This window comes from Caulobacter sp. AVps16 (assembly GCF_058681455.1).
In genome coordinates this window covers 2,744,082-2,756,483 of sequence record NZ_CM178739.1, presented here as the reverse complement: position 1 = coordinate 2,756,483, position 12,402 = coordinate 2,744,082, and the positions used below count along the sequence as shown (strand labels likewise).

12 protein-coding genes are annotated in these 12,402 nt (G+C 66.2%); 5 read left to right on the top strand and 7 right to left on the bottom strand.

Annotated features, from left to right (window positions below):
• Positions 1 to 11: 11 nt before the first annotated feature.
• The gene (xylR, locus tag ACW17U_RS13220; RefSeq protein WP_492053008.1) at positions 12 to 1,067 is read right to left on the bottom strand and encodes a transcriptional regulatory XylR; all 1,056 of its coding nucleotides are present in this window, start codon (positions 1,065 to 1,067) and stop codon (positions 12 to 14) included.
• Between the two features lie 110 nt (positions 1,068 to 1,177).
• On the opposite strand from xylR, the gene mobA reads away from it, so the two are divergent.
• Complete coding sequence (gene mobA, locus ACW17U_RS13215; protein WP_492053006.1) at positions 1,178 to 1,708, top strand: molybdenum cofactor guanylyltransferase; 531 nt, start codon at positions 1,178 to 1,180, stop codon at positions 1,706 to 1,708.
• Positions 1,709 to 1,717: 9 nt separating this feature from the next.
• Here the strand turns inward: mobA and ACW17U_RS13210 are convergent, their stop codons facing one another.
• The 6 genes from ACW17U_RS13210 to ACW17U_RS13185 form a co-directional block, all read right to left on the bottom strand.
• Positions 1,718 to 3,085, bottom strand: a complete 1,368-nt coding sequence (locus ACW17U_RS13210; RefSeq protein ID WP_492053004.1) for a sulfite reductase subunit alpha — start codon at positions 3,083 to 3,085, stop codon at positions 1,718 to 1,720.
• Positions 3,082 to 4,074, bottom strand: coding sequence for an FAD:protein FMN transferase (locus ACW17U_RS13205; RefSeq protein ID WP_492053003.1), 993 nt, complete (start codon positions 4,072 to 4,074; stop codon positions 3,082 to 3,084). The genes ACW17U_RS13210 and ACW17U_RS13205 overlap by 4 nt, the downstream gene beginning before the upstream one ends.
• Positions 4,075 to 4,133: 59 nt before the next feature.
• Complete coding sequence (locus tag ACW17U_RS13200; protein WP_492053001.1) at positions 4,134 to 5,009, bottom strand: DUF4198 domain-containing protein; 876 nt, start codon at positions 5,007 to 5,009, stop codon at positions 4,134 to 4,136.
• Positions 5,010 to 5,021: 12 nt separating this feature from the next.
• Positions 5,022 to 5,543: a DUF2271 domain-containing protein gene (locus ACW17U_RS13195; RefSeq protein WP_492052999.1), complete on the bottom strand. Its 522-nt coding sequence runs from the start codon at positions 5,541 to 5,543 to the stop codon at positions 5,022 to 5,024.
• Between the two features lie 9 nt (positions 5,544 to 5,552).
• Entirely contained in the window at positions 5,553 to 6,182 is a 630-nt protein-coding gene (locus ACW17U_RS13190; RefSeq protein WP_062144439.1) for a PepSY-associated TM helix domain-containing protein, read from the bottom strand.
• Positions 6,183 to 6,343: 161 nt separating this feature from the next.
• Positions 6,344 to 6,724 (bottom strand): PAS domain-containing protein, encoded by a 381-nt coding sequence (locus tag ACW17U_RS13185; protein ID WP_492052997.1) that lies wholly within the window; start codon positions 6,722 to 6,724, stop codon positions 6,344 to 6,346.
• Between the two features lie 320 nt (positions 6,725 to 7,044).
• Between ACW17U_RS13185 and ACW17U_RS13180 the strand changes: the two genes are divergently transcribed.
• The 4 genes from ACW17U_RS13180 (at position 7,045) to ACW17U_RS13165 (ending at position 12,304) form a co-directional block, all read left to right on the top strand.
• A complete protein-coding gene (locus ACW17U_RS13180; RefSeq protein ID WP_492055733.1) occupies positions 7,045 to 8,547 on the top strand; it encodes a methyl-accepting chemotaxis protein in 1,503 nt (500 codons plus the stop codon).
• Between the two features lie 140 nt (positions 8,548 to 8,687).
• A complete protein-coding gene (locus ACW17U_RS13175) occupies positions 8,688 to 9,017 on the top strand; it encodes a hypothetical protein (RefSeq protein ID WP_492052995.1) in 330 nt (109 codons plus the stop codon).
• 278 nt (positions 9,018 to 9,295) lie between these two features.
• Positions 9,296 to 10,168: a hypothetical protein gene (locus tag ACW17U_RS13170; RefSeq protein WP_062144449.1), complete on the top strand. Its 873-nt coding sequence runs from the start codon at positions 9,296 to 9,298 to the stop codon at positions 10,166 to 10,168.
• 198 nt (positions 10,169 to 10,366) lie between these two features.
• Positions 10,367 to 12,304, top strand: a complete 1,938-nt coding sequence (locus ACW17U_RS13165) for a M61 family metallopeptidase (RefSeq protein WP_492055732.1) — start codon at positions 10,367 to 10,369, stop codon at positions 12,302 to 12,304.
• Positions 12,305 to 12,402: the final 98 nt, after the last annotated feature.

Sequence of the window (12,402 nt, the reverse complement as noted above, 5' to 3'; positions counted from 1 at the left end):
GAGAGGGCGAATTACTTCGGGGCGGGTCCGGTGGAATCCCGCACGATCAGCGTGTGGGGATGCATCAGCTGGCGGGGCTCGCCGGCACCGTCGCGCTTGCGGCGGATTTCCTCCAGCACCAGGTCGACGGCCGCGCGGGCCATGGCGGCGATGGGCTGGTGCACCGTGGTCAGGGCCGGCCAGATATTGGCCGCGATCGAGGTGTCATCGAAGCCGACGATCGACAGGTCGCCGGGCACATCCAGGCCCAGACGGTGGGCGAGCCCGGCGGTGGCCGCCGCCATGTCGTCATTGGCGGCAAAGATGGCGGTCGGTCGCTCGTCACTGGCCAGAAGCCGCTCGGCGGCCTCCAGGCCGGAGCGATAGGTGAAATAGCCCTGCTCGACCCGAACAGCCTCCTGCGGAATGCCGGCGGCCTTGAGGGCGGTCATGAAGCCGTCCAGGCGCTGCTGGCTGACCGTCTGGTTGGGATGGCCCTTGATGACGCCAAAGCGCCTGTGACCCAGACCGAGCAGGTGCTGTGCCAGCTCAAAGGCGGCGGCCTCGTTGTCGATGCGGATCGTGGCCATGTCGGGACTTGTCATGCCCGGTGCCACGCCGACGGCGGCCGCACCGGCGGCTTTCACCTCGGCCAGGACCTGGGGCGACTCGCACAGGGGCGGCGGCAGGATCAGGCCGTCGACCCCGGTGCGCAGCAGCCGGGTCAGGGTGGCCCCGGCCAGTTCGGGCTCGGCGCATTTCTCGATCACCACCTGGGCACCGGTGCGGCTGCTTTCGTCGAGCGCCCCGACCAGGAACTCCGACAGATAGCCGGTCGAGGGATTGTCATAGAGCAGGCCGATCCGGAACGGGGCCGAGCCGGCCAGGCTGCGGGCCGCCGGATTGGGCGCATAGTTCAGGTCGGTAATGGCCTTCTCGACCAGGGCCCGGGTCTCTTCCTTGACGGTGGTCTCACGATTGATCACCCGCGAGACGGTCATCGGCGACACGCCGGCGCGCGCCGCGACATCGCGGATGGTCGCGCTCTGGGTCGTGCGACGCCTCTGACGTTCCGTCGGCTCTCTCATGCAGGGTCCTGTCCGTTTGGCCGAGGAGACTAGACCGGTTCGTGGCCGGAGTGAAAGCGGGGCGGAGGAGGGGGCTTTCCGGGCCTGGGAAGAAGGCGGTAGGGAGGGCCATGACATCCTTTGGTGCCCTGATCCTCACTGGCGGCGGCTCACGTCGCATGGGCGTCGACAAGGCGTCGCAGGACTGGGGCGGGGCGCGGGCCGTGGACCTGCTGGCCGCCCTGGCCCAGGCCGTGGGCGCAGGGCAGGTCCTGACCGTCGGTGCCGATCACGGCCTGTCCTTCGTGCCGGATCCGCAGCCGGGGGCCGGACCGGTGGGCGGCGTCCTGGCGGGGGCGGCGGCGCTGGCCAAGGCCGGGCTTGCCCGGGCCCTCGTCCTGGCCGTGGATGCCCCGACCCTCACGCCGGACGATCTCGCTCCCCTGCTAGCGGCACAGAGTCCGGGTGCAGCCTTCGAAGGCCTGCCCCTGCCCATGGCCCTGAGCCTTGAGGCCCTGCCGGCCGAGGCAGAAGCCGGCTGGCCCCTGCGGCGACTGGTCGAAAGGGCGAGTCTGACCATCCTGCCGGTGCCGATCGGGGCCCAGGCCCGATTGCGCGGGGCCAATACGCCGGAGGAGCGGGTGGGGCTGTTGCGGCCCTAGGGCTGCGGCCTAGTAGACGTCGCGTCGATAGCGCCCCGCCTCGGCCAGGGCGTCCAGCGCCGGCGCGCCCAGGATGTCGGTCAGGGCTGTATGGACATCCTGCGACATGCCCTCCAGCGATCCGCAGACCAGGACTGTCGCCCCTTCGGCCACCGAGGCGCGAACCTCATGCGCAGCGGCCCGCAGGCGGTCTTGGACATAGATCCGCTCCGCCTGGTCGCGGGAGAAGGCCAGGTCCAGCCGCTGCAGGACCCCGGCCGTCGTCCAGGCCTCGAGCTCCTCGCGATGGAGATAGTCGTGGGCGAGGGTGCGTTCGCCGAACAGCAGCCAGTTGCGATGGCGGCCCTGGGCGGCGCGGGCCTTGATATGGGCGCGCAGGCCGGCGAGGCCGGTGCCGGCCCCGATCAGGATCAGGGGGGCGTCGCCATCGGGGGCATGGAAGCTGCGGTTGGTCCGGACCCGGCCCTGCAGGACCGCGCCTTCGGCGGCCAGCCGGCACAGCCAGCCCGAGCCCAGACCCAGTAGGCCGTCTTCGGTCTGGACCAGCCTGACGATCAACTCGACCCCGCCATCTTCGGGCACGGACGCGATCGAATAGTCCCGGGTCGCATCGCCCGTCTCGGTCACCAGTTCGAAGAGGTCGCCGGCCGACCAGTCGACCGGTCCCTCAACCGGTTCCAGCCGCACGGACCAGGCCTCGCCGCCCGGACTGCCGGGATTGAGATGGCGACGCTGGGCCAGACGCCATGCGCCATGGGCCGGTTCCGTCCAGGCCACAGCCTCGCCCTGGCCGGTCAAGGCGGCCAGTTGCTCGCGCCAGGTCTGCAGGGCCGCGGCGTCGCCGTCATCCACCTCGACCCGGTCGAACAGGGGCTGGGCCCCGCAATCGGTCAGCCATCCGTCGAGGCTGCGGCCAAAGGCGCAATACTGGGCATAGCTGGAATCGCCGAGGGCCAGAACGCCATGCTTCAGGCCCGAGAGGTCGGGCCGGGTGCCGATCACGTCGCGGATGAAGGCCCGGGCCGTATCGGGGGCGTCGCCCTCGCCGGTGGTGCTGACCACAAAGAGGGCCCGCCGCGCCGCCGTCAGGTCGTTGGCCGTGACCTCTGACAGGTCGCGCAGGGTAACCGGCGTGCCGCTGGCGGTCAGGGCCGTGGCCGTGGCCTGGGCAAGGTCCTCGGCAAAGCCGGTCTGGCTGGCAAAGGCGACCAGGACCGGTTCCCCCGTGCCGCGTGCCAGGTCGGCCACCGCGCGGAGCCGGGCCCGCCGGCGCAGGACCTCGCGGCCTGCGATCAGGGCGCACAGGGCCAGCCAGGCCAGGGCCACCAGCCCTGCGGCAAGGATGCGGCGGGTTTGCGGGTCCAGGGCCTCGATCATGGGTCGAGCATGGCCGCCAGGGCCGGCGAAAGCTGTTCCTCAAGCCCGGTTCCGGAACGGCTGATGATCAGGGCAGCGAGGTCGTGATCGGTGGCAAAGGTCAGGGCGGCTTCGGGACCCATCACCGTCAGGGCCGTGGCCCAGGCATCGGCGTCCATGCAGGTCTCGGCCAGGACCGTGACACTGACCACGCCCCGGTCGGCGGGCGCGCCGGTGGCCGGATCCAGGGTGTGGGCATAGCGGCGGTCACCATGGTCGAAATAGCGGCGATAGTCGCCCGAGGTCGCCACGGCCAGGCCGTGCAGGGCGACCACGGTCTGAAGTCCGTCCTGGCTGGCCGGGGGGCGTTCCAGCTCGACCCACCAGGGCTGGCCGTCGGGCTTGGCACCGATCCCGCGCAGTTCGCCGCCCACCTCGACCAGGCAGGATTTCACTCCGGCCCGCGCCAGGGCGGCGGCGGCCTGGTCGACGCCGAAGCCCTTGGCAATACCATTGAGATCGAGATGGAGGCCGCCGGGCTGCAACAGGGCGTCGCCGTCCAGGACCAGTTGCCGCCAGCCGCTGGCCTCGCGCGCCCTACCGGTCTCGGCCGGTGAAGGCGGCGCGCCGTCGAAGGGGAGGGGACCAAAGCCCCACAGGTCGGTCAGGGCCCCTAGGGTGGGGTCGAAGGCCCCGTCCGAGGCCTCGGCAATGGCCAGGGCCCGGCGCAGGACGGTGGCCATGCCCGCCGGCAGGGTGGTCCAGGTCCCGGCGGCGCTGCGGTTGTAGCGCGACAGGTCCGACAGGGGCTCCCACGGACTCATCTGGGCCACCACGGCGTCCAGGGCCCGCTGGACCCTGTCGCCCAGGCCCGCAAGATCGGCGCCGGGCTGGGCCAATAGTCTGGCAGACCAGGTTGTGCCCATGGTCTCGCCCGCCAGGGCGTGGACCACACCGCCGAGCGGGCGGGCGGGGGGCTCTGTGAGCCGGGGGACGAGGACGCGGGTCAAGACGGAGCGATTCTGGATCGAAACGGCCCTTCCCCCGCCGGGAGGGAAGGGCCAGGGCCTCAGGGCCGCTGGGCTTCAATCACGGCGGTGTAGCTGGCCGAGAAACCGTCGCCGGCCAGGGCCGTCACCTGGGCCGGGGCGGCGGGGGCCGCGCCCATGCCGCCGGCCTGACCGCGCGGCACGCTTTCGCCGCCCCGGGCCGTGGCGTTCAGCCAGTACATGCCGGCGTCCGGCAGGGTGAAGGTCACGGCACCGTCAGGGCCGGTCTTGACCTTGATGTCACCCGGGGTGGCGCGCCAGCGTGAGCCGCCGGGCACCAGGGTGATCTCCAGCCCGGCGGCCGGCTTGCCGTCGAGCAGGAATTTGACGGTCGCTGGCTCGCTGGCGACGATGTCGGTCGGATGGGTCACCGGAACCAGTTCCAGACCCTTGCCGGTCGGCTTGAAGACCTCGGTGCTGGGCTTGTCGCGCGAGACGAAGGTTTCATTGCGATTGCTGCCCCTGATGGTCTTCAGATCGGCGGCGCCGGCCGGAACCGCCTTGGCGAAGTCGTCGGCGGTGCCGCGGAAGCGCTTGATCTCGCCGTTCTCGCTCCAGCTGGCCGTGACGGTGTTGGAGGCCGAGACGATCTTCCAGGTGCCGGCCTGGTTCAGCTGCACGTCGAACACCGAGCGGTACTGACCCGTCGAAGCGTTCTGCAGCTTCTGGGTGGTGCCGTCAGGGGCGATCGCCACTACACCGTCGAGGCGCATGGCGCGGTGGTCTGGAAAGAACAGCGTGTTGGAGATTGCGGCATCGACCGTCACCCACGAGCCGTCGCCCGACAGCACGGTGAACGAGGGCACCATCCAGGCGCGGTGGGCGCTGGCCGACAGCGGCAGGGCCAGGGCGAGGCCGGCGGCCGCGACGGCGAGGAGGCGGGTCTTCAGGGACATCGGGGTTCTCGCTTACTTGACGGAGACGGTGACGGCGCCGAGCTCGGCCGCGCCCTTGGCCGAAGCCGGCTTGCCCGGCTTGCCCCAGACGAAGGGCACGCGGACGGCCTCATGGCCGCCGACCTCGCGGGCGGCCTCGACCACCAGATTGTACGAACCGGGCTTGAGGGTCTTCAGCGCGCCCCTGGCTCCGCTGAACACCAGCTTCTGCGGGCCGGGCGCGCGGGTGGCGCCGCTGACCCCGTCGGCGGGGAACTTCATCTCGCGGCCGGCCTTGCGCCACCACTGGCGCATATCCTTCAGCCACTTGGTGCCGTGGTCTTCCTTGGTGTCGGGATCATACCAGACGGCCAGGGTGCCGGCGGCGGTGGCGTCGGGGTTCTCGATCCAGATGGACACATAGGGCCGGTGATACTCGGCCACCGACAGGCGGGGGATCTCGACCGTGACATTGAGGTCGGCGGCCAGGGCGGGCGTGGCGGCGGCCCCGACGGCGGCACCGACAAAGGTCAGCAGGGATACGGAAGGCTTCACGACTTCACCTCAGAGGTGGACAAACAGGATGACGAGAATGACTGGCGCGGCCAGACCGGCGGCGACCAGGGGCCAGGTCAGGGGGCGGGCCCGGGCGTGGAACTGCAGCAGGATCAGGCCGGTGAGCGTGAACACGATGGTCGCGGCCGCGAAGATGTCGATGAACCACGACCAGGCCTCGCCGGTATTGCGGCCCTTGTGCAGGTCATTGAGCAGGCTGATCGCGCCGCGCGTGGTCTTTTCGTGCTCGACGGCCCCGGTCTCGCGATCGATCGACAGCCAGGCATCGCCACCGGGACGCGCCAGGGCGACATAGACCTCCGCCTCCGACCACTCGGCCTCGCGGCCGGCGATGTCGGTCCCGACCGCCTTGTCCAGCCAGTGCTGCAGCTTCAGCGGCAGGGGGCGCTTGCCCTCGACCGGACCCCGGGCCAGGTCAGAGACCAGATCGGCCGGCAGGGTGGCCTTTCGGCTGACCACGACAGGCTCAGCCTCGATCTGGCCCGCATGGTTCAGGGTAATGCCGGTGATCGAGAACAGCAGCATGCCGATCAGGCTCAGGGCCGCGCTGATCCAGTGCCACTGGTGCAACTGCTTCAGCCAGAACGAGCGGCGATGCTGGGCGGTGGCGGACGACACGAGGCGACAGAAACCCTGGGCAGGAACGGTTCCCGTCCATACTTGAGAACGACTTTCAATATCAAGCGGGGATTTGTGGCTTGGCCGCCGGTTTTCGGGAAGACAGGAAAGCCCACGCCCGGTGTCGAAAACTTGCAGCAGGAGAGCGGGGGTGGCCCGGCCTAGGGCCCACTCGATAACTTCAAGCGCCCGGGAGGCCTGCCCCGTTTGCGATGCGTTTCGGACTCGATCGCCAGAAAGCAGAGCACCTTGCCGACATCATCGAAGATCGGACGGATTTCGATATCGCAGAGATAGGGTTCGCCATTCTTGCGGTAATTGACCAGTACGGTCCGGTGCGTAACGCCCGCTCTTATCGCTCGGCGCAGCACAGCGAGCGCAGCCTTGGATGTCTTCGCGCCCTGCAGCATCGAGGGTTTGCGCCCGATCAGCTCCGACGCATCGTAGCCGGTCATTTTCTCGAATTCGGGGTTCACCCACCTGATGGTGGGGCCCGCGGGCCCCAAACCGGCATCCGTGATCAGCATTGCCGGGTGCGACATGTTGCCTCGTACGCCCCAGGGCGACGACCATCACAAGATGGGGGCTCTTTGGCCAGGAGATCAATGTGCTCTCAAATTAATGAACTGGCAATGAATTTTGAAACCTCGCAAGTCATTGTTATGTGCAGACTTCCCGTTGCGTGCGGCCCTGCAATTTCGGGCCAATGTTTTATTCATTCAAAATTAATCGGCTGAAAATTTTCAAATAATTCAAAGGCAACTACAGGTTAACGTTGCGGGGAGGCAGGAGAATTTCATGTTTAATTGTTGTTAGGATTTGCGGCTCTTTCCTCCATCTCCGCAGGATCGAGGAGACCGACATGGGATTTTTTGACGGAGAGAAAATTCGCAAAGCTTCCTCTGAAAAGCTGACCGAGCTTGAGCACAAGCTGTCCGCCATCGACCGGTCTCAAGCCGTCATCGAGTTCAATCTCGACGGCACAATCATCACAGCGAACAACAACTTCCTGACGGCGATGGGATATAGCCTGGCTGAGATCCAGGGCTGCCACCACAGCATGTTCATGGATCCGGCTGATGCGAACCACCCTGACTATCGGGCGTTCTGGCAGGACCTGAACAATGGTGCCTTTGTCGCCAGAAAGTTCAGGCGCATGGCCAATGGAGGCCGCGAGGTCTGGCTGCAGGCGTCCTATAATCCGGTGCTCAATGAGACGGGCAAGGCCTACAAGGTGATCAAGCTGGCCGTTGATATCACCAAGGCCGAGCTGGCGTTCCAGCAGGTCGAGTTCGAGCGCGTGAAAAGCGCGGAAGAGCAAAGCGAAGTCGTTTCCAGGCTGGCTGTCAGTTTGCAAAGCCTCTGCGAAGGCGACCTGACTTGCCAGATCGACGCCGATTTCAAGGGCGCTTACCTGGCGATCAAGACCGACTTCAACAAGGCCGTCACCTCGCTGCGTGAGGCCTTGAGCGCGATCGCCGTTTCGTCCGAATCCATGCGTGGCGGATCTGACGAGATCGCCTCAGCCTCCGACGACCTCTCACGACGTACCGAACAACAGGCCGCCAGCCTGGAGGAAACCGCTGCGGCGCTCGACGAGATCACGGCCACCGTCAAGCGCAGCGCTGAAGGCACCACGAAGGCGTCCTCGGCGGCAAGCTCGGCCAAGGCCGGTGCCGAAGCGTCCGGTGAGGTTGTGCGCGAAGCGATCCTGGCCATGGGCGAGATCGAGCAGAGCTCCGGAAAGATCACGCAAATCATCGGGGTGATCGATGAGATCGCTTTCCAGACGAACCTGCTGGCGCTCAACGCCGGCGTCGAAGCGGCCCGCGCCGGCGAGGCAGGCCGGGGCTTTGCTGTCGTCGCACAGGAGGTCAGAGCCCTGGCCCAACGCTCGGCCGAGGCCGCCAAGGAAATCAAGGCGCTGATCTCGGCTTCGACCGCCCAGGTGGGCAAGGGCGTGAAACTGGTCGGAGAGACCGGGACCGCCCTGACGGACATCGTGGCCAGGGTTGCCGAAATCGACTCCCTGATCTCCGAAATCGCCTTGTCGTCTCAGGAGCAGGCCACCGGCCTGAACCAGGTGAACAGCGCGGTAAACCAGATGGATCAGGTCACCCAGCAGAACGCCGCCATGGTGGAGGAGGCGACAGCCGCCGCCGCCAGTCTGCAGTCCGAAGCGCAACAACTGGCCCGTCACGTCGGAAGGTTCCAGCTCGGCGGCAATGGGCGGAGCGCTGCAACACGACAACCTGCTGTCGCCGATCAATACACCCCGGGCCGTGGCGCGCTGGCTGAAGATCGCCCCAGGCTCTTGAAGGCTGTCGGGGGTGGTGCGGCCTCAAGCGCCTGGGAAGATTTCTAGAATGGTCGCGCCCGACATCCGTTTCGTCGACGCCATCATCCCCCTGGAGGGGCGGATGCTCGGCCGCCTGCGGGTCTCTGCCCTGATGGCGGCCGAGACGCCCCTGGCCGCATAGGTGTCCGCCTTCAGGAGCCTGCAAAATGGCCGTCGTTCAGTTCCCCCGCCCTGCCAAGCCTGGCGAGATCTATCATCCGGTCCCTGAGGATCTGATCGAGATAATCTCGGCGGTTCAAGTCCTGGGCGAGCCGGTGACGGCCGGCGAGATCCAAATAATACTAACTCTGCGTGCCGTCCCTATATGTCTTAACGAACTCAACGATCACCTCAATACGCATTGCTCGCCTCGGGATGTATTTGACCAGCAAGTCATTTTTCGGAAGATCAGGATCAAACAACAGGAATACTGGGCCTTCACACGTGAATTCAGGGCCATACTGAACCAGGTCAGCCTGGGCCCTAGTTTAAGGTGACAGTGCACGAATTGACGGAATGCGGTCCAGAACGCTCGCTCAGTCCCGCCAAGCGGGGGGCGCAAGCCGAAGCGTAATCAAGTGCACGGTCATCTTAGTCCGCCGTAATCCACCTTAAACCCGCAAGTTTGCAGCTCGGGTCCGGTCCGTTCCGGAAATTGAAATAGGCTTGCTCTGACAGCCCCCGGTTTCCGAACATCATTCAAGGCCAGCGGAATGAACGGGTTTGAAAATCTCTGCTCAACTGTAGTGTCTAGCTGAACCGAAAGGGATTCTGGATGTATCAGCACAACGACACAGACCCTGGTACCGCTTTTGGCTTTACGCGTCGTCGCCTTGTCGCGGCAGGTCTTGCGGTGGGAGCCACGGCTTGCGTCAAGCCGGCCTGGGCGGCCTCGAAAGGGGACGCTGCGTTCATCCTGTCGGCCGGAGAGTATCAGGCTACCGTCAGCAAGATGGCCTCCAGGGGGCTGCGGCCGGTGCATATCAATGTCGCCAGTATCGCAGGCGAGCCGCGCTTCTCGGCGATCTTTACTGAAACCGATGGGCGCGCCTGGGAGGCGCGCCATGATCTGACGTCCTCAGCCTATCAGGCTGCTTTCGTTCGGTTTCTGGAGCAGGGGTTTCGCCTTGTGAGGGTCTGTGGCTACGACAAGGGTGGTGAGACCCGCTACGCCGCCCTCTGGGAAAAGGTCCGTGGCCCGGCCTTTGAGGCCCGCCATGACATGACGGTGTCTCAGTACCAGAACACATTCAATGATCTGGTTGCCCGTGGCTATCAGCCTCGACAGGTGAGCGGCTTCACGGTGCGCGGCGAAATCCTGTTCGCGGCGATCTTCGAAGCTGACAGCGCGACGCCCTTTTCCGCCCGCCACGATCTGACCAGCCGAAGGTACAGTGCGGCCTCAAGCTACATGACCGAAAGGGGTTATGGGCTTCATCAGGTCAGTGCTTACGCCGGTGGATTGGCCCCGCGCTTCGCGGCGATCTGGACAAAGACGCAAACGCCGCCTCAGGACGCGCGGTTCAATCTGACCCTTGCCGATGTGCAAATGGCCAAGACCCTTTCGCCGGCGTCACGGCTCGCGGACATTGCCGCCTACGACGTCAATGGCGAGGCGCGCTTCGCCGCCATGTGGTTCACGGACTGATCGCCGGGCGAGCCCGCCAGCGCAGGCTTGGCAAGGGAACAGGATGCCGCCACAGCCGTAAGCCGGGACTGCGGGGTGAATAGCTGTGCCGGTGCCTTTCCCGGCCGCCGTTGACTGCAATCCAACCTCTCGACAAGCGCCGTCCAGGAGGTGAAACATCCCGCCTCTTGAACGCGAGGCGCACGCTCGCGGTTGGCCTTGGGGTGTTTTGTGAGAGCCTTGTTCTTTTCCGTTTCGCTGATGGCCCTGGCTGCCACGACCGCTGTCGCCCAGACCCTGCCGCAGCCTTCGGCCCCGACCCCGGCCATCGCCGCCGCCCAGGACATCCCCTATCCCGGCACCCTGAAACTGTCGGTCGACGCCACCGATCTCGCCCGCAAGATCTTCGACATCCGCCAGACCATCCCGGTGGCCAAGCCCGGCAAGTTCACGATCTTCTATCCGCAGTGGGTTCCGGGCGGCCACTCGCCGCGCAATGACATCGACAAGCTGGCGGGCCTGGTGATCACCGCCAAGGGCCAGCGCCTGGCCTGGACGCGCGATCCGGTGCAGGTCTTCGCCTTCCATGTCGAGGTGCCCGAAGGCGTTTCGGAGCTGGAGCTCAGCTACCAGTTCCTGTCGCCGGTCGAGACCCGCGTGGGCCGGGTGGTGATGACGCCCGACATGCTGAACCTGCAATGGCTGCAGATGGGCTTCTATCCGGCCGGCTATTACACCCGCCAGATCCCGGTCGAGGCCAGCGTCAAGCTGCCCGAGGGCTTCAAGTTCGCCTCGGCCCTCGAGGTCGCCAAAACCGAGGGTCAGGTCACGACCTTCAAGGTCACGCCGTTCGAGACCCTGGTCGACTCGCCGATGTTCGCCGGCCGCTACTTCAAGTCGGTCGATCTCGATCCGACCGGCCCGGCCCCGGTGCGCCTGAACATGGTGGCCGACAAGCCCGAACTGCTGGAGTACAAGCCCGAGCAGATCCAGGCCCACAAGGATCTCGTCCAGCAGGCCTACAAGCTGTTCGGCTCCTACCATTTTGACCGCTATGACTTCCTGGTCGCCCTGTCCGACCAGTTGGGCGGTATCGGCCTGGAGCATCACCGCTCCAGCGAGAACCGCGTCGCGCCCAAATATTTCACCGAGTGGGACAAGACCTATGTCGGCCGCGAACTGCTGCCGCACGAGTTCACCCATTCCTGGAACGGCAAGTTCCGCCGCGGGGCCGATCTGTGGACCCCGACCCTGAACGAGCCCATGCGCGACAGCCTGATGTGGGTCTATGAGGGTCAGACCCAGTACTGGGGCAATGTGCTGTCGTCGCGCTCCAACTTGCTGACCAAGCAGCAGGGCCTCGATTCCCTGGCCATGACCGCAGCGCTCTTTGACAACCGTCGGGGTCGCGACTGGCGCAGTGTGGCCGACACCACCAATGACCCGATCATCGCCAACCGCAGGCCCCTGTCCTGGGTCAGCTACCAGCGCAGCGAGGACTATTATTCGGAAGGCCTGCTGGTCTGGCTCGACGCCGACACCCTGATCCGGGAGAAGACCGGCGGCAAGAAGTCGCTCGATGACTTCGCCAAGGCCTTCTTCGGCGTCGACAACGGCTCCTTCGTGCCGCGCACCTATACCTTCGAGGATGTGGCCGCGACCCTGAACGAGGTGGTCGCCCACGACTGGACCGGCTTCCTGAAGACCCGGATCGAGGGCCTGTCGGAAAGGGCCCCTCTGGATGGCCTGACCCGTGGCGGTTACCGGCTGATCTATACCGAGACCCCGACCGACTACTTCAAGGGCTCCGAGACCCGCGGCCGGACCACCAACCTGGCCTATTCCCTGGGTCTGACCGTGGCGGCCGCCGGCCTGGTGTCCGAGGTGCAGTGGGGCGGTCCGGCCTTCAAGGCGGGCCTGACCCAGGGCGTGACCCTCGTGGCGGTCAATGGCGAGACCTATGACGCCGACAAGCTGAAGGACGCGATCAAGGCGGCCGCCAAGCCGGACGGGGCGCTGGTCGAGCTGCTGATCAAGGACGGCGACCGCTATCGGATGGTCAAGATCGACTGGCGTGGCGGCCTGCGCTATCCGCGCCTGGAGCGGATCGCCGGCACGCCGGCTCGCCTCGATGACATCCTGGCGGCGCGAAAATAGGCGAATACGGCGCCTTCAGGGGCGTTGCGCGCAATTCCGTCCCCCGCGACAATATGGGACGGTGTTTCGCGCAAAGGTTGGGAGTAGGGTCTGGTTGT

Excerpts from the sequence above, each read along its gene's own strand:
- xylR (WP_492053008.1), bottom strand. The coding sequence starts at position 1,067 with ATGAGAGAGCCGACGGAACGTCAGAGGCGTCGCACGACCCAGAGCGCG.
- mobA (WP_492053006.1), top strand. The coding sequence starts at position 1,178 with ATGACATCCTTTGGTGCCCTGATCCTCACTGGCGGCGGCTCACGTCGC.
- ACW17U_RS13210 (WP_492053004.1), bottom strand. The coding sequence starts at position 3,085 with ATGATCGAGGCCCTGGACCCGCAAACCCGCCGCATCCTTGCCGCAGGG.
- ACW17U_RS13200 (WP_492053001.1), bottom strand. The coding sequence starts at position 5,009 with ATGTCCCTGAAGACCCGCCTCCTCGCCGTCGCGGCCGCCGGCCTCGCC.
- ACW17U_RS13185 (WP_492052997.1), bottom strand. The coding sequence starts at position 6,724 with ATGTCGCACCCGGCAATGCTGATCACGGATGCCGGTTTGGGGCCCGCG.
- ACW17U_RS13180 (WP_492055733.1), top strand. The coding sequence starts at position 7,045 with ATGGGATTTTTTGACGGAGAGAAAATTCGCAAAGCTTCCTCTGAAAAG.
- ACW17U_RS13175 (WP_492052995.1), top strand. The coding sequence starts at position 8,688 with ATGGCCGTCGTTCAGTTCCCCCGCCCTGCCAAGCCTGGCGAGATCTAT.
- ACW17U_RS13170 (WP_062144449.1), top strand. The coding sequence starts at position 9,296 with ATGTATCAGCACAACGACACAGACCCTGGTACCGCTTTTGGCTTTACG.